The 15,936-nt window shown below is 71.8% G+C and carries 15 protein-coding genes; 3 read left to right on the forward strand and 12 right to left on the reverse strand.

Annotated features, from left to right (window positions below; all coding sequences use genetic code 11):
- Positions 1–58 precede the first annotated feature (58 nt).
- The 8 genes from ACZZY9_RS06975 to ACZZY9_RS07010 all read right to left on the reverse strand — a co-directional run bounded on the left by ACZZY9_RS06975 (position 59) and on the right by ACZZY9_RS07010 (position 8,529).
- Positions 59–1,924 (reverse strand): BCCT family transporter, encoded by a 1,866-nt coding sequence (locus tag ACZZY9_RS06975; RefSeq protein WP_463463539.1) that lies wholly within the window; start codon positions 1,922–1,924, stop codon positions 59–61.
- 64 nt (positions 1,925–1,988) lie between these two features.
- Positions 1,989–3,290 carry a Na+/H+ antiporter NhaA gene (nhaA, locus tag ACZZY9_RS06980; protein ID WP_463463540.1) on the reverse strand — a complete coding sequence of 434 codons (1,302 nt, stop codon included), beginning with the start codon at positions 3,288–3,290 and terminating at the stop codon, positions 1,989–1,991.
- Between the two features lie 172 nt (positions 3,291–3,462).
- On the reverse strand, positions 3,463–3,675 hold the full coding sequence (locus ACZZY9_RS06985) for a hypothetical protein (protein WP_463463541.1): 213 nt from the start codon (positions 3,673–3,675) through the stop codon (positions 3,463–3,465).
- On the reverse strand, positions 3,672–3,995 hold the full coding sequence (locus ACZZY9_RS06990) for a DUF7882 family protein (RefSeq protein ID WP_192060817.1): 324 nt from the start codon (positions 3,993–3,995) through the stop codon (positions 3,672–3,674). The genes ACZZY9_RS06985 and ACZZY9_RS06990 overlap by 4 nt, the downstream gene beginning before the upstream one ends.
- 215 nt (positions 3,996–4,210) lie before the next feature.
- Entirely contained in the window at positions 4,211–5,236 is a 1,026-nt protein-coding gene (locus ACZZY9_RS06995; RefSeq protein ID WP_463463542.1) for an SbcC/MukB-like Walker B domain-containing protein, read from the reverse strand.
- Positions 5,200–5,961, reverse strand: coding sequence for a hypothetical protein (locus ACZZY9_RS07000; RefSeq protein ID WP_463463543.1), 762 nt, complete (start codon positions 5,959–5,961; stop codon positions 5,200–5,202). Before ACZZY9_RS07000 ends, ACZZY9_RS06995 begins: the two co-directional genes overlap by 37 nt.
- A complete protein-coding gene (locus ACZZY9_RS07005) occupies positions 5,894–7,333 on the reverse strand; it encodes an AAA family ATPase (protein ID WP_463463544.1) in 1,440 nt (479 codons plus the stop codon). Before ACZZY9_RS07005 ends, ACZZY9_RS07000 begins: the two co-directional genes overlap by 68 nt.
- Positions 7,330–8,529: a metallophosphoesterase family protein gene (locus ACZZY9_RS07010; RefSeq protein ID WP_463463545.1), complete on the reverse strand. Its 1,200-nt coding sequence runs from the start codon at positions 8,527–8,529 to the stop codon at positions 7,330–7,332. The genes ACZZY9_RS07005 and ACZZY9_RS07010 overlap by 4 nt, the downstream gene beginning before the upstream one ends.
- 84 nt (positions 8,530–8,613) lie before the next feature.
- On the opposite strand from ACZZY9_RS07010, the gene ACZZY9_RS07015 reads away from it, so the two are divergent.
- Positions 8,614–9,777 (forward strand): M20/M25/M40 family metallo-hydrolase, encoded by a 1,164-nt coding sequence (locus ACZZY9_RS07015; protein ID WP_463463546.1) that lies wholly within the window; start codon positions 8,614–8,616, stop codon positions 9,775–9,777.
- A 209-nt stretch (positions 9,778–9,986) separates the two neighbouring features.
- Complete coding sequence (locus ACZZY9_RS07020; RefSeq protein ID WP_463463547.1) at positions 9,987–10,706, forward strand: hypothetical protein; 720 nt, start codon at positions 9,987–9,989, stop codon at positions 10,704–10,706.
- A gap of 93 nt (positions 10,707–10,799) precedes the next feature.
- On the opposite strand, the gene ACZZY9_RS07025 is transcribed toward ACZZY9_RS07020, so the two are convergent.
- The 3 genes from ACZZY9_RS07025 to ACZZY9_RS07035 form a co-directional block, all read right to left on the reverse strand.
- A complete protein-coding gene (locus ACZZY9_RS07025; protein WP_192060821.1) occupies positions 10,800–11,807 on the reverse strand; it encodes an acetamidase/formamidase family protein in 1,008 nt (335 codons plus the stop codon).
- Entirely contained in the window at positions 11,804–13,267 is a 1,464-nt protein-coding gene (locus tag ACZZY9_RS07030; protein ID WP_463463548.1) for an APC family permease, read from the reverse strand. Before ACZZY9_RS07030 ends, ACZZY9_RS07025 begins: the two co-directional genes overlap by 4 nt.
- Positions 13,268–13,366: 99 nt before the next feature.
- Positions 13,367–14,272, reverse strand: coding sequence for a proline iminopeptidase-family hydrolase (locus ACZZY9_RS07035; protein ID WP_463463549.1), 906 nt, complete (start codon positions 14,270–14,272; stop codon positions 13,367–13,369).
- A gap of 94 nt (positions 14,273–14,366) precedes the next feature.
- On the opposite strand from ACZZY9_RS07035, the gene ACZZY9_RS07040 reads away from it, so the two are divergent.
- Entirely contained in the window at positions 14,367–15,176 is an 810-nt protein-coding gene (locus ACZZY9_RS07040) for a FadR/GntR family transcriptional regulator (RefSeq protein WP_463463550.1), read from the forward strand.
- Between the two features lie 324 nt (positions 15,177–15,500).
- On the opposite strand, the gene ACZZY9_RS07045 is transcribed toward ACZZY9_RS07040, so the two are convergent.
- Entirely contained in the window at positions 15,501–15,872 is a 372-nt protein-coding gene (locus tag ACZZY9_RS07045; protein ID WP_463463551.1) for a hypothetical protein, read from the reverse strand.
- Positions 15,873–15,936 lie beyond the last annotated feature (64 nt).

Below are 15,936 nucleotides of genomic sequence, written 5' to 3' on the forward strand. Positions count from 1 at the left end.
AACGACCGACGGGCGCCGTCTCCCGAGAGACGACGCCCGTCGGGACGACACGGACGGGTCAGCGCCCTGTCGAGTCGTCCTGGTCCGTCGTGCCGGGTGCGCCCTCGTCGAGGCGGCCGTCGATGGCCGGGTCGGGCGACACGACGTCGACCCGCAACGGCGGTTCGGCGACGACCGCGGAGGCCGACGCGTCACCGCCCGCGACGGAGCCTCCACGGGTGCCTCGGACACGGCGCTTGACCGCCTCCCAGGGTCGGGCCAGGCCCTTGCTGCTCGCTTGCGCGGGAGCATCGACCTCGAGGCCGTAGTAGGCGCCAACGTGCTCGAGGAGGACGTCGCGTTCGGCCTTGTCGTACGCGCGGCGTTCGCGGTTGAAGGCGATGATCGTCGACCAGCATGTCAGCAGCAGCACGATGCTGAACGGCAACGCCGTCGTGATCGCCGCGGTCTTCAGGGCGTCGAGCCCACCCGTCAGGAGGAGCGCGACAGCCAGCAGGGCGGCGACCAGAGCGAAGAACACGCGCAGCCAGTTCTTCGGCTCGATGTCGCCGCCGGACGCGATCATCGCCATGACGAGCGACCCGGAGTCCGACGACGTGACGAAGAACACCCCGATGAGCAGGATCGCGCCGAAGGTCAGGACAGCCCCGGCGGGCAGGCCGCCGAGCAGGGCGAACAGCGACCCCTCGACATCGACCGAGCCGTCGGCGCCGACGAGGCCGCCGGCGCCGTCGGTCTGCTGGTGGATCGCGGCGCCGCCGAGGACGGCGAACCAGAGGAACGTCAGCGCCGTCGGGACGAGCAGCACGCCGAACACGAACTGGCGGACCGTGCGTCCCTTGGAGATGCGGGCGATGAAGATGCCGACGAACGGCGCCCACGACATCCACCAACCCCAGTAGAAGGTGGTCCAGGCGCCCTGCCACTCCTCACCGGCGGCACCCTGCTGGGCGGTCACGTTGAACGACAGACCGACGACGTTCTGCAGGTAGGCGCCGATCGACTGCACGAAGTCGCGCAGCAGGAACTGGGTCGGACCGACGATGAGGACGAACAGCAGAAGGGCTGCGGCGAGGATCAGGTTGAAGTTCGAGAGGATCTTCATGCCCTTGGTGACGCCGGTGACGAGCGACACGATGGTGACCGCGGTGATGACGGCGATGATCGAGATCTGGCTCACGATGCTGCTCTCGGCGATGCCGGCGGCCTCCAGGCCGGCGCCGATCTGGATGACGCCGAGGCCGAGGGAGGTCGCGACGCCGAAGAGGGTGCCGACGAGGGCGATGACGTCGATCAGGTTGCCCCAGCCGCCGCGGACGCGGTCGCCGAGGAGGGGCTCGAGGGCCCACCGGATGGAGACCGGTCGGCCCCTGCGGTGGATCGCGTAGGCGAGGGCGAGGCCGAGGACGACGTAGATGGCCCACGCGTGCAGCCCCCAGTGCAGGAACGTCTGGGTCAGGGCCTGCTGTGCGAGCTGGTCCTCGGTGCCCGTGACACCGGGGCGGGGAGAGGCGAAGTGGCTGAGGGGCTCGGAGACGCCGTAGAAGACGAGGCCGATGCCCATCCCCGCGGCGAAGAGGAGAGCGAACCACGACCCGGTGGAGAACTCGGGTTCGTCTTTGTCCTTGCCGAGCTTGATGCCGCCGAACCGGCTGAAGCCGATGAACAGGCTGAAGCCGACGAAGAACGCCGCGATCAGGACGTAGTACCAGCTGAAGTTCTTGACGATGCCGCTCTGCAGACCGAGGAACAGCGCCTCGGCCGATGCGGGCGCGATCAGGGTGAAGGCCACGAAGCCGAGCACGACGACGGCCGCCGGCCAGAAGACCCAGCGGCGCAGCTGCGGAGTCGTCGAGACGGTCTCCGTGAGGGACGCGGGATGGTCGGCGGTGGGCCCCGAGGGGGGAGGTGTTGTCGTAGCCATGTGTCCATGGTGCCGGTTCAGCGAGGCCGAGGCCGAATACGGAGGTGATCCCGGCCTCGAGCGGTCAGGCGTCCTGGTGCTTGTAGCGCCGGTTGCGCGGCCTCAGGACGGCCGTCGCAAGGCCCGCGGCGACGACCGACGCGATGAGGATGGCGACTTTGGCGTCGTCGTCGTGAGCGCTGCCGAGCCCGTAGCTCAGCTCAGCGACGAGCAGGGAGACGGTGAAGCCGATACCCCCGAGGAGGGCGACACCGGTGAGGTCGATCCAGGTGATCGTCCGGTCGAGTTCCGCCCGGGTGATGCGGGTCGTGATCCACGTCGTGGCGAGGATGCCGATGGGTTTGCCGAGGACGAGAGCGGCGATGATGCCGATCGTGACCGGACTCGACAGCGCCGTCCTCAGTCCGTCGAGGCCGCCGAAGGCGACGCCGGCGGAGAAGAACGCGAAGACGGGGACGGCGAAGCCGGTGGAGATGGGCCGGAAGCGGTGCTCGAAGACCTCGGAGAGCCCGGGGCCGGTGCCCGGTCCGCCGCTGGCCTGGCTGCGGATGACGGGGACGGCGAAGCCGAGGAGGACCCCTGCGACGGTGGCGTGGACGCCCGAGGCGTGGATGAGACCCCACACCGAGACGGCCACCGGCAGCAGGATGAACCAGTTCGCCGCAGGATGCAGGCCGAAGAACCGGCGGAACCTCTGCGTCAGGAACACGTACGCGGCGAGCGGGACGATCGCGAGCACCAGGGGGAGGACCTCGATGGCGCTGGTGTAGACGAAGGCGATGATCCCGATGGCGATGAGGTCGTCCACGACCGCAAGGGTCAGGAGGAAGATCCGCAGCGCAGCAGGGAGCCTCGAGCCGACGATCGCGAGGACCGCGACGGCGAAGGCGATGTCGGTCGCCGTGGGGATCGCCCACCCTCGCACCGCCTCCGGGTCGGCGGCGTTGATGGCGGTGAAGATCAGGGCAGGGACGATGACTCCGCCGAACGCGGCGGCCACCGGCACGATGGCCTTGCTGATCCTCCGCAGCTCTCCGGCGACGAACTCCCGCTTGAGCTCCAAGCCGACGAGGAAGAAGAAGATCGCCAGCAGCCCGTCGGCGGCCCACTCCCCAACACTCAGGTGCAGCCCCAGAGCCGCCGGGCCGAACTCGAAGTCGCGAAGCGCGAAGTACGCGCCGGACAGCGGCGAATTAGCCCACACGACGGCGACGACCGCGGCGATGACCAGGACGATGCCGCCCACGGTCTCCTTGCGCAGGATCTCCCCGAGGCGGGTGGACTCCAAGGAGGTGTCCTCGGCGAACAGTCCAGGGGCAGCAGCAGCAGCGGGTGGGCGGGGAGGGGTCAGGTCGTCGTGTGGCATCGCCCCTTGTCTTATCAGACATCGGCAGACCGACACCTCACCAGGCCCACCAGTCGTGGACTACGACCCGCTGGTCCGCGACTGACGCGCGAGCGCAGCCTCCTGCACCGAGGGGTGCCGTGGCTGCAGCGAAGCAGACGCCTCGGAGTCGGGGTCGGGGTCGGGGCTGGCGCTACTCGGCGTCGTCGATCTCAGCCAAGGCCACAGGGGTCCCCGAGGCGATGAGCAGGTCCGTCGCGAGGACGGACCCCGAACCGTGGTTGACCGTCAGCCACAGCGTCCCCCCGTCGCGGAGCGCGGACATGATCTGCGCTTGGACCGCGTCGAGGGTGGTGTTCGGGATCGTGTAGGCGAAGCCGCCGTAGTGGACGTCGACGCGCTTCATGGTGCACCCGTCTCGGTGCCGTTGGCGGTGTCCTCGTCGATGATGTGCAAGCCCGTGTGGGTGTTCGCGGTCAGTTCCAGGGCACGGATCCAGCGCGGGTTGATCTGGGGCACACGACTTCCGTAGAACTTGAACACCAGAGGGATCGTGGGGTGCAGCCAGATCGAGGTGCGTCCGTCGCCGATCTGCTGGTCGTCCTTCCAGGAGAAGTAGAACGGTTCCCCACGGCGGAGCTTGACGCCGATGACCACCTGCAGGTGAGCCAAGGTCCGGTCATCGAAGTCGACCGTCAGAGACTGGTCGTAGATGAGCTTTCCCACGGCACCTTCTTCGTTCGGCTAACACGCAGCCCGTCATCCGGGTGCTGGCTTTCGAATCCCCTACGTCCCAGACGGGAGAGTCATCAATACGTTAGCGCCTCATCCGCGTCCTCCGAGGCGGGCGCTCTGGCGCTCCGTCTCTCGCCCCCTAGGGCACGGAAGCGTCCGCCGACACCGGATCTCACGGCACACGACGGAGCGACCGCGGAGCGCCGTCAGCCCCCGACAGTCGAGCGGAGGGTCGACGACCCGTCGGGCAGGCGGCGCACCTCGATGCGGTCGGCGATCCGCTGCTTGAGCTCGTCGACGTGGCTGACGATGCCGACCACCCGACCCGCGGCCGAGAGCCGGCCCAGCTCGGTCATCACCGCGTCGAGCGTGGTGGGGTCCAGTGATCCGAAGCCCTCGTCGACGAAGAGGGTGCCCAGCTGCAGCCCACCGGCCTCGGCCTGCACGACGTCCGCGAGTCCGAGAGCGAGGCTGAGCGACGCGTAGAACGTCTCGCCGCCCGAGAAGCTGCCGGGGTCGCGGGTCGTGTCGGTGGCGTGATCGCGGATCGCCAGCGACAGCCCGGTCTTGCGCGACCTCGACGTCGCCTCGCGCTCGTCGGACGACTCGAGCTGATACCGACCGCTCGACATGACCGACAGCCGCACGTTGGCCGCCGCGACGACATCGTCGAACCGCCGCAGCAGCACGTACGTGCCGAGCGTCACGCCCTTCACGTTGACCGCCGAGGAGGCGCTGGCCAGGTCGGCCATCCGCACGATCGCCCGGGCACGCTCCGCCGCGTCGTCCCCGACGGCCGCGGCCTGCCGCAGTGCGACGAGGGCTGCCGACGACCGCTCGGCCCGGTCGCGCGCACGGGCGGTCTCGGCGGCGATCGACGTCGCCGCGGCCTCGGTCTCCGCCGCACGCTCGGTCGCCAGCGCGACCCGCTGCTCGACCGCGGCTTCGATCCCATCACGTGCGTCGTCGCCCAGACCCTCGCCCGACGCGTCGTCGAGCCCTGCGATCTCCGGCTCGGCGAGCCCGGCGGCGACGACGGCGAGCTCGCGGTCGTGCGCCGCGATCACGGCGTCGAGCCGGCCGACCTCCGCACGATCCAGCACGGCTGCGGCCACGGCCTCGACGTCGGCGAAGCCCGCGTCGGCGAGCGACGCGTCGAGGTCGGCCCGCCGCCTCGCGACCTCGTCGACCGCGATCACCTCGGCGTCGAGAGCCTCGACGAGGCGCGCCACGGCGACGTGCCGGCGCCCGAGGACCGCGACGACTCCGCCACGCTCTCGGCCCGCCCGCCGAGGTGCCGTTCGACGGCGGCGGTGTCGTCGTCGAGGCGTAGCCGGTCGGCCGCAGCCCTCGCGACGGCCGTGGCGGTGTCGACCCGTGCCTCCTCGAGCTGGGTGCGTCGGCGCTCGGTCTCGGCGTCGTGGGCGTCGAGCGCGAGGGCGGCCGCGTCGCGATCGCCGGCCACGCGGCGCGCTGCCTCGACTCGGGCGAGCGCCGAGTCGAGCTCCGCCTCGACCTCGGTGCGGGTGACGCCGCCCAGCTCGGTCGTCCGCTCGTCTCGCCGCGCGACGGCGACCGAACGACGTGCGGCGGCCGCGGCGAGGGCCGACTCGCAGCGCACGCGCTCTCCGGTCGCCCGGTCGACGGCGTCGTCGTCGGGGTGGTCGGCGGTGGTCACGGCCGGAGCCGGGTGGTGCTCGGATCCGCAGACCGGGCAGGGCTCGCCGTCGAGGAGGCCCGCCGCGAGCTCGCCCGCCATCCCGGCGATCTTGCGACGGCGCAGGTCGTTCTCGACCCCGGCGGCGTCGAGCGCCACCCGGGCCGCCTCGTGCAGATCGGCGGTCGCGCGGGCGAGCTCGGCCTCGAAGCGGTCGAGACCGTCGATGAGGTCACGTCGCCTGCGCCCCTCCGTCACCGCGGCCTCGGCGGGCCCCACGGCGACGACGGCATCGGTCAACGCACCGAGCGTCGCCTCGAGCTTCTCGGCGGACCGCGGGCCGCTCGGCCTGGGCCCGCTCGAGCTCGTCGACGCGCGCCACCTCGGCCGCGACCCGCGCCGCGAGCGCGTCGAGCGCGGCCCGGCGGTCGACGAGCGTCGCTTCGAGCCGGGCGCTCTCGGCGGACGACCCGGCCTCCGCCGTCAGGGCGTCGCGTCGAGCGGCCGCCGCGTCGCGGTCGGTCGTCTCGGTCAGATCGGCGTCGAGGTCGCCGGACTCGCGCGCCGCACCGACCTGCTCGACGGCGGACGAGAGTCGCTCGTCGGCCCGGCGGAGCCCCTCGACGGCGACCGTCACCGAGGAGGCGCGGCGTGCGTCGTCGACCCGGCCCCGTGCCTCCTGCACACCGGCTTCGACCTCGCGGGTCGCCGCCTCGCGACGGAGCAGCGCCGCGCGTCGCTCGAGCGCCCGCTGCAGACGCCGTTGCTCGTCGAGGTGAGACCGGGCCGCGTCGCGATCGACGACCGCCGCGGCCCGCCGACCCTCGGACTCGACGGCGGTCGCGGCCAGCCCGGCGACCAGACCGCCCAACCCGTCGCGCCCCTCCGGCCCACCTGAGCCCTCCGGCCCACCTGAGCCCTCCGGCCCATCTGAGCCCTGCGGCCCGCCCGGCACCCCGAAGTCCGCCGCGGCCGTGGCGAAGGCCTCGTCGTCGACCCCCGTCGCCTCGCGCAGCCGCCCGAGCGCGAGCTCGACCTCGCGCTCGGCGGCGGCTATCGAGGCGCGCGCGGCGACCCGTCGTTCGACGAGCTGGGCCGTCGTCTTCTCGTAGATCTCGGTGCCGAACAGCGACTGCAGCACCTCTTTGCGCTTCTCGCCGGTCGAGCGCAGAAAGGCCGCGAACTCGCCCTGCGGCAGCACGACGGTCTGCACGAACTGCTGCCGGGTGAGCCCCAGGATGCGCGCGATCTCGGCCCCGGTCTCTTGGGCGCTGGTCGAGACGACGGTGCCCTCGACCGCGTCGGGCGAGGTCAGCAGCACGAGGGTCACGGTCTGGTTCTGCGGGGTCGTGCCCGTGCCGCGGGCCTTCGGTCGGCGGTAGGCCGGGGTCCGTCTGACCCGGTGGATGCCCGCCGCGGTCTCGAAGACGACCTCGACGAACGGCTCGACCGTGGGGGCGGCGTGATGGCTGCGCAACCGGTCGGGGCTGGAGGTCGAGCCGGCCAGACCGCCGTAGAGGGCGAAGACGAGCGCGTCGATGATCGTCGACTTGCCCGACCCGGTCGGCCCCTCGAGCAGGAACACGCCCGAGGCCCCGAGAGCCGCGAAGTCGATGCTGTGCTCGCCCGCGTACGGCCCGATGGCGCGCAGCGTGAGTCGATGGAGGATCACTCGCCGCCCTCCGTCGCCCTGGCCGCCTCGTAGGCGGATCGGACGATCTCGAGCTCGAGCTCGTCGGCCCGGGCTCCCGAGGCGAAGGCGACGAAGTCGGCGGCGACCTCGACCGGGTCGGTCTCGACCGTCACCGCCCGCAGGGCGGGCGCGTCGACGGCGCCCACCGGCACGTGGTGGATCGCGAGGGCGTTCGGGAACCTCTCGCGGACCCGCGCGTAGAGACGGTCGGGGTGCACCGGATCGGTGGCCGTGATGCGCGACCAGGCCTCGCGGTGCTGGTCGTACCGGCCGTCGAGCAGACGATCGATCGTGTCGGCGAACTCGACGAGGGGCCGCGGCACGGGCGCGGGCACGGTCTCGATCGTGGCGCCGCCGTCGGCCGCCAGGGTGACGAGCGTCGACGACTTGACGTGCCCCCGCTCACCGAACGAGAACGCCAGCGGCGACCCCGAGTAGCGGACCATCGGACGGGCGTCGACCGCCCCGACGCGCTGAGCCCCGTGCAGGTGCCCGAGCGCGACGTAGTCGACGCCGTCGAAGACCCCCGCGGGCACGGAGTCGACCCCACCGACACGGATGTCTCTCTCGCTCTCGCTCGCCGCGCCTCCTGAGACGAAGGCGTGGGCGATCACGACCGACCGCGTGCCGGGCCGCCCGGCGAGATCGGCGCGCACCCGTCGCATGGCCGCGGCGACGACCGCCTCGTGCGACCGGGCGAGCGGGCCGTCGTCGCCGGCACCAGCGCCAGCACCGGCACCGGCACCGGCACCGTCGGCGAGCGCGTGGCGCACGGTGTCGGGGTCGAGGTACGGCACCCCGTAGAACGCGACCGGCCCGTCGTCGTCGTCGACGACCACGGGTGTCGCCAGCTCGTCGACTCTGGCGCGCAGGTGCAGGCCGGGTCGCATCAGCTCTGCCGCGAAGCCCAGCCTGACCGCCGAGTCGTGATTGCCGGGCGTCACCACGACGGTCGCCAGCTCGCTGAGTCGCTGCAGGGCCGAGCCGAGGAGGCGCACGCTGGGTACCGCGGGCACCGCCCGGTCGTACACGTCGCCCGCCACGACGACGACCCGGACGCCGCGATCGCGGACGAGCTCGACGAGGTGGTCGACGAACGCGGACTGGTGCTCGTGCAGATCGACGCCGTGCAGCGTGCGACCGAGATGCCAGTCGCTCGTGTGCAGGATCAGCACGGGTCTCCTTCTCAGCGGTGCCGGTGGGTCGTCGTCACTGTAGCGTCGAGGTCCGACACTGCAGCGCCGGAGGAGAACCGCACCGTGAACGACGACACCATCGACCCGTCCGCCCTCCGATCCGAGGTCGAGGCGCGTCACGATCGGATGATCGCCGACCTCGTGGCGTACGCCTCCCTCGAGACGCCGTCCGACGACGTCGATCTGCTCGCGGTCGGCCTCGCCTGGATCGAATCCTGGCTGACGGCGACCGCCGGCCCGGCCGCCGCGCGACGGGTGCACGTCGTCGAGGGCTACGGCGACTCGGTCACGCTCGAGTACCCCTCGCCCACGGGCTCCGCCGAGTGGGTCAGCGCGCTCTGCCACTACGACACGGTGTGGTCGGAGGGCACTCTCGCCGACTGGCCGGTGACGATCGACGGCGACGTCATGACCGGGCCCGGCGTCTTCGACATGAAGTCCGGGCTGATCCAGCTCGGTCACGCCATCGCGGTCTCCGATCGGCTCGGTCTGCCACGGCCGGGCGTCCGGATCGTGCTGAACGGCGACGAGGAGGTCGGCAGCATCGCGTCGCGGCCGGTCATCGAGACCGAGGTCGGCCGAGGAGGCGCGGTGCTGGTCTTCGAGTCCGCCGCCGAAGGAGCGGTCAAGACGGCCCGCAAGGGCGTCGGCATCTTCGAGGTCGAGACGTTCGGCGTCGAGGTGCACGCGGGGCTGCACCCGCGCTCGGGTGCGAGCGCGATCGACGAGATGGCGCGGATCATCCTCCAGCTGCACGCCGCGGCCGACATCGACGCCGGCACCTCGCTCAACGTGGGCATCGTGCAGGGCGGCACCCGCACCAACGTGAAGGCCGGCCACGCCCGGGCGTCGGTCGACGTGCGCGTCACGTCGGCGTCCGAGGTGACCCGCATCGAGCAGGTGCTGGCCGACCTCGCCCCGCACGACCCGAACGCCCGGGTGCAGGTCACCGGCGGCTGGAACCGCCCTCCGATGGAGCGCACCCCGGTCACGGCGGCCCTCTACGAGCGGGCTGCCCGGGTCTCCGCGACGCTCGGGTTCGAGCTGCGCGAGGTCTCGGTGGGCGGGGCGAGCGACGGCAACTTCGCCGCGGCCCTCGGCTGCGCCGTGCTCGACGGGGTGGGCGGCGTCGGCGGCGGGGCGCACGCCCGCCACGAGTGGATCAGCCTGGCCGGCATGGTCGAGCGCACCGAGTTCGTCTCCGCCCTCTTCGCCGACCTCGCCTGAGCCGACCCTCCCGCACGCGTCCGCACGGCGGGCGCACGGAGGGCGCACGCAAGCGCACAGCCATCCGGCGAGCGTCGGTGCACAGCGGCGTGATGCGATCGTGATCCGGCGCAGGCGAACTCATCCCCGCGAATGACGAGCGGGGCCCGCCATCGTCAATACGGTGGAGCCGGCCCGATCTCGCGGGCCCTGGGGGGAACGGACCCGACATGAGAACCACACGCACCCTGCACGCCCTCGGAGCCTCGGCGCTCGTCGTGCTGGCGCTGGCCGGATGCACCGGCGGCCCGTCCGGGGGCGCGACGTCGAGCCCGACCCCGAGCACCGGCGCCGGCGCGACTCCCGGCGACGGCGAGACGGCGACGCCCACCGCTCCCCCCGAGTCGAGCCCGACGTCGACCACCGAGGCGACCCCGACCCCGTCGTCCTCCGAGACGCCGGCCGCGTCCCCCGTGAACATCCCCACCGACTGCACGCAGATCGTCGACGCGGCGACCTACACGGCGACGATGGGCGAGACCCCGCTGAACCCCGAGGGCTTCCTCCGGCGCGACGGCACCCCGTTCGGAGCCCGGACGCCGACGGTGCCGGCTGCCGACGCGACCCTCGTGCAGATCGTCGACTCGGCCGCCTCGCTCGACTGCCTGTGGCGCGACCCGCGCGCCGACATCACCGGCCTCGGCGTGACCATGGGTCGCCTCGATCAGGCGACCAGCGCCTCCCTGCTGTCCCTGGCGGCAGCCGACGGTGCGACCTGCAGCGACGCCCAGGGCGGCCGGCTCTGCCAGAAGTCCGGGAAGGACGTGCAGTACCAGACGGATCAGACGCAGACGTACTTCGTCCGGGGCGACCTGTACGTGTACGTCAACCAGACGAACTTCCCGACGAACGACCTGCTCGGCTCGATCCTGGCCCACACCGCGAGCTGAGCCCGCGGCCTGCGCCCGGACCTCGGGAACCCGCTCGGACCCCAGCACGCGCGCCGGGGTCCGAGCGACTTCCCGGGGTCTGAACAGGTGCCGCTACAGCACGCTCTTCGGCACCCGGTGCAGCGTCACCGCGCCGACCGCGTCGAACGGGTGCAGCGGATCCGGCGCGCCCGACCCCGTCGGCCCGCCGAGCCGTGAGTGCCCGACGGCGCTGAGCACCGCGTAGGCGTCGCCGCGGGTCCAGCCGTGATCGTCGACCAGGAACGAGAACGCGTCCTCGTACCCGCGCCGGATGCTCTCCTGCACCGGCTCGCCCAGCCCGACGAAGATCCAGTCGTCGGCCGTCTCGATCCGAGGGGCCCGCAGCGAGAGCCCCTTCACGACGTCGATCGACACGACCGCCGTGCCCTCCGCCTCGATGGCGACGAACGACGACTCGCCCTCGGCCATGATCGCGTGCACGTCGCCGATCGAGAGGTACGCGCCCTCGACCATGACGGGCAGGTACACGGTCGATCCGACGCGGTTCTCGGTGACGTCCATGTTGCCGCCCTGCGCGTACGCAGGCATGATCGTCGAGTTCTCGCCGGTCGCCGGGGCGGTGCCCATGCAGCCGATCATCGGCCGCGGTGCGAACACGTGCCGGTCCGTCACGTGCACCCCCTCGTCGTCGATGGGCACGCGGCGCGTGAACATCTCGTCGCCCATCACGTGCTGCAGTGCGCCCGACCCGGGCAGTGCGACCGACCAGCCGTGCGCCACGAGCCGGATCTCGTGCACGGTCACGGCGAGCGCGTCGCCCGGCATCGCGCCTTCGACGTAGACGGGGCCGGTGACGGGGTTGATCGGCACCGACAGCTTCGCGAGGTCGCGGTGCTCGTGCAGCTCGGCGTAGACGGCGTCGCTGGTCTCGAAGCCGATGCGCTCGCCCGTGCCGGGGGTGATCCGCAGCGCGGGCTCGACGTCGGCGGTGAACCCGGGGCGGCCGTGCTCCTTGCCTAAGAAGTGGTCGACGCCGTCGACACGTCCCGCCGAGGAGGCGCGGGTCGGGTCGCCCGCGCCCCCGCCGGCCCCCGAGGCGGTCGCCTCCACCCCGCTCATGCGTCGTGCCGTTCGGAGTCGGCGGCGGGTGCGGCCGTGGCCGGCGCCGCGCCGTGGTCGGCACCGGACGGGATGACCGGCGCCGCGCCTCCTCGGCTCCGGTAGTAGAGGAACACGCCCGCGCCGAGCACGAGCCAGACGAGTCCGCCGATCTTGGCCTCGGGGGCGGCGTTCACGAGCACGTAGCCGATGATGAGGAACCCGATGACGGGCACGACGAGGTGGAGCAGCCAGTTGCGCGACTTCCTCTTGACGATGTAGTGCACGACGACCGAGACGTGCAGCAGCATGAAGCCGAACAGGGCGCCGAAGTTGACGAGCGACGCGATGAGGTCGATCTGGCCGACGAAGAACAGCACGAGCACGGCCGCCAGCGCCGAGACGAGCAGGATGGCGGCCTGCGGAACCTGGCGGCTGTTGATGGTCGACAGGAACCTCGGCAGCTGACGGTCGCGGCTCATCGAGAAGAGCAGACGCGAGGTGGCGGCCTGCGCGGCCATCGCGTTGGCGATGCCGATCGCGAGCACGTTGACCACCAGGAACGCCGTCGACCAGCCGCTGCTCGACGCCGCCTCGACCAGCGAGAAGAACGCGTTGCCGACCTCGGCCTTCCCGAACGAGTCGCGACCGGCGGCGAGTGCGCTGGCGAGCCAGGTCTGCACGACGAAGAGCGTGGCCACGATCACGAGGGCGATGATCATGGCCTTGCCGGCGCCGCCGCGCTTGCCGGTGCTCTCCTCCGACAGCGTCGAGATGCCGTCGAAGCCCAGGAAGCTCAGCACCGCGATCGACAGCGCCGACGCGATGAGCGGGGCGGTGACCTTGCTGGAGTCCCAGATCGGGTCGGCGGTGAACTCGGCGCCGGGGATCGTGCCGTCGTTCAGCGCGATCACGGCGATGATGACGAAGATCACGACGAAGACGACCTCGATGGCCAGGAACACCCGGTTCATCAGCTTGATCGAGCTGATGCCGAGCAGGTTGATCGCGGTGTTGATCGCGACGAAGATCAGCGCCCACATCCACCGGGCGCTCCCGGGGAAGATCCCGATCATCGACTCGGCCGCGAACACGTACAGCAGCGTCGGCACGAGCAGGTAGTCGAGCAGGATCGCCCAGCCGGCGAAGAACCCGGCGATGGGGTGGATCCCGCGACCGACGTACGAGAACACCGAGCCCGCCAGCGGGATCGACTTCGCCATCTGCGCGTAGGCGAGCGCCGTGAAGATCATCGCGACGAGGCCGATCAGGTAGACCAGCGGCACCATGCCCGACGACGCGTTGTAGACGGTGCCGAAGATGGCCCAGGGCGCGATCGGCACCATGAAGATCAGGCCGTAGATGAGCAGGTCGACGGTCGTGACCGACCGCTTCAGCTCCTGCTTGTAGCCGCCCTGCTCGAGTTGCTGCTGGTTGCTCAGCTCGCCGCCGGGGGTGCCGGTCGTCGTTCCAGTGGACATGGTGTGCTCTCTCGCTCGGGTGGGATGCGGGGGTGGAGCCGGGGAGGTGCGGGTCGGGTCGGTCAGGAGGCGCGGGTCGGGAGGCGCGGGAGGCGCGGTTCAGGCCGCGTCGTGCGCCGCGAGGAACTCGCCGACGACGGCTCGGAACTCCTCGGGCTGCTCGAGGTGCGAGCAGTGGCTCGCGCCGGCGAAGACGTGCGAGCGCACGTCGGCGATGCCGTCGACGAACGGCTGCCAGGTGGCCGGGGTCGCCTCGTCGTGCTCGCCGGCGACCACGAGGGTGGGGGCGGTGACGCGGGGCAGCCGGTCGACGATGCTCCAGTCGCGCATCGTGCCGATGACGTGGAACTCGTTGGGCCCGTTCATCGTGTGATAGACGGTGGGCTCGGCCTCCATCTGCGCCTCGCTGTCGACGAAGTCCTGAGGCATGGGGACGACCCGGCAGACGTGCCGCTCGTAGAACACCTGCGTCGCGGCGAGGTACTCGGGGTCCGTGGTGGTGCCCGCGTCCTCGTGACGCTGGAGCGCCTCCTGCACGTCGACCGGCAGCAGCGCCCGCAGCTCGGCGGCGCCCTCGACCCAGAGCTGCATCGAGGCGGGCGAGTTGCAGATCGCGAGACCCGCGAGACCGGTGGGCTGGCGCACGGCGATCTCGGCGCCGAGCATGCCTCCCCACGACTGGCCCAGCACGTGGAACCTCTCGAACCCGAGGTGCGCGACGACCGCGTCGAACTCGGCGACGAAGAGGGCGGGGCTCCAGGTCTCGACGGGGGCGTCGGGGCGGTGGCTGCTGCGGCCGCAGCCGAACTGGTCGTAGTGCACGACGGTGCGACCCGTCTCGTCGGCGAGCGCCGCGAGGTTGCGGAGGTAGTCGTGGGCCATGCCCGGTCCGCCGTGCAGCACGATCAGGGGCAGCGCGCCCGGCGTCGGGCGGTCGGGGGTCGTGACCTGGTACCAGGTGACGCCGTCGCGGAACGGGAGGGTGGAGGAGGTGCTCGTCGACATGCGGGACAGTGTGCGTCACGCAAAGGTCTCGCGCCTAGACCTTTGCCCATGACTTAACGTGGGTGTAACAAACGCCGCTCGGGAGGGTCGACGCATGACGCCACGCGAGGCCGCCGACGCCGGGTCCCCCGGGGCGACCGGGGCGCCCGACAGCGCCCCCTCCGTCCCCGCCGGCGCCCTCGCCGCGCCCGTCGAGTCGTCGAGCCGCGTCGACGACGTGACCGACCGGCTGGTGACCGCCATCGCGACCGGCGAGTACCTGCCCGGCCAGCGCCTCCCTCCCGAGCGGGACCTCGCCGCATCGCTGCGGGCCGGGCGCATGACCGTCCGGGCCGCGCTCGCCCGACTCGTCGAGCAGGGCATGATCGAGACCCAGCGCGGGCGCGGCGGCGGGTCGTTCGTCCGCGAGCAGCACACGACGTCGTCCGACGCCATCGTGCAGCGGACCCTCGGGGCGCGTTGGGCGGACCTCAGCGACACGAGCGAGGCGATCGGGCGACTGCACGGGACGATCGCCGAGGCCGCCGCCGAGAACCACACGCCCGCCGACGCCGCCGAGCTGCGCGAGCGCCTCGAGGGCTATCGCCGGGCCGAGTCGGGCCGGGCGTCGCAGCGGGCGGACGCGCTGCTGCACGTGGCGATCGCCGAGGCGGCGCACAACACGACGCTGCGCGAGGTCCTCTTCGCCCTGGAGGCGCGGGTCAGCATCGCTGCGCCGGCCCACCTCTGGGGCGGCCCCGACGGCATGCGCGAGATGGAGCTGCGGGCGCTCGGCGATCACGAGGCGCTGGTCGACGCGATCTGCGGCGGTCGTGCGACGGAGGCGGCGGGCATCGCGCGCGAGCACGTCAAGATCGACCTCGAGCTGCTCGAGCGGGCGCTGCGCGCCGACACCGCGCCCTGAATCGGGCGCCGCCCCGCACGGAGAGACGAGTGTGCGGCGCCGCCGAGCGGGTGGGTAAGGCCCTTCTCGGCGGCGACCGCCACGGACGGCGAGTGCCCGTCGATCCGAGCTCACGACCTCGCGGGGGTTCGAGGGTCGTGCAGATCGTCGGGCGGGCGTCACACAGGGGGAGGACATCCGGTTCGGGCCGAATATCCGCGTGGCTTCAGCGCCGTCGGTTCTGAAGGTAGCAGTCGATACTCGCGAGTATCGAGTCCCCCATAAGGGGGACGCCCCGCGCGACGTCTCCGTCCGCGACCGAACCCTTCGCAGCCGACACCGGCGTCAGTCAGAGCGCCACGGATGCGCGATCTGCCAACCGTCGTCGACATGACGGAAATGCGACTCGTAGCAGTCGCCGTCGGCACCCTCGACGACCGCGGCATCGGGAACACCGAACTGATAGACGGTCGAGGGGCGACCGAGCTCCTCGACCTCGTATCCGCGATCAGCGAGGCACGACACGTACGCCTCGTAGCCAGCCGTGTACTCGCGCTCGGTGACGACGCCGTCGGTCACGGCATCCTGCTGCTGCCGCGACATCGCCGACCATTCGGCCGTCGTCAGATCGACGCCTGCTGGCGGACCTGAGCCGCATCCCACCAATGCGAGGGCGAGCACCGACGCCGCGAGCCCCAGCAACGGCAAGCGCCTCATGAGGCGACCGGGTCCTTCTTCTCGATCAGGTCTCTCATGCCCTGAACGCCGTGATCCTCCATGA

The organism is Frigoribacterium sp. AC394 (assembly GCF_979258095.1).

Excerpts from the sequence above, each read along its gene's own strand:
- ACZZY9_RS06975 (WP_463463539.1), bottom strand. The coding sequence starts at position 1,924 with ATGGCTACGACAACACCTCCCCCCTCGGGGCCCACCGCCGACCATCCC.
- nhaA (WP_463463540.1), bottom strand. The coding sequence starts at position 3,290 with ATGCCACACGACGACCTGACCCCTCCCCGCCCACCCGCTGCTGCTGCT.
- ACZZY9_RS06985 (WP_463463541.1), bottom strand. The coding sequence starts at position 3,675 with ATGAAGCGCGTCGACGTCCACTACGGCGGCTTCGCCTACACGATCCCG.
- ACZZY9_RS07020 (WP_463463547.1), top strand. The coding sequence starts at position 9,987 with ATGAGAACCACACGCACCCTGCACGCCCTCGGAGCCTCGGCGCTCGTC.
- ACZZY9_RS07025 (WP_192060821.1), bottom strand. The coding sequence starts at position 11,807 with ATGAGCGGGGTGGAGGCGACCGCCTCGGGGGCCGGCGGGGGCGCGGGC.
- ACZZY9_RS07030 (WP_463463548.1), bottom strand. The coding sequence starts at position 13,267 with ATGTCCACTGGAACGACGACCGGCACCCCCGGCGGCGAGCTGAGCAAC.
- ACZZY9_RS07035 (WP_463463549.1), bottom strand. The coding sequence starts at position 14,272 with ATGTCGACGAGCACCTCCTCCACCCTCCCGTTCCGCGACGGCGTCACC.
- ACZZY9_RS07040 (WP_463463550.1), top strand. The coding sequence starts at position 14,367 with ATGACGCCACGCGAGGCCGCCGACGCCGGGTCCCCCGGGGCGACCGGG.
- ACZZY9_RS07045 (WP_463463551.1), bottom strand. The coding sequence starts at position 15,872 with ATGAGGCGCTTGCCGTTGCTGGGGCTCGCGGCGTCGGTGCTCGCCCTC.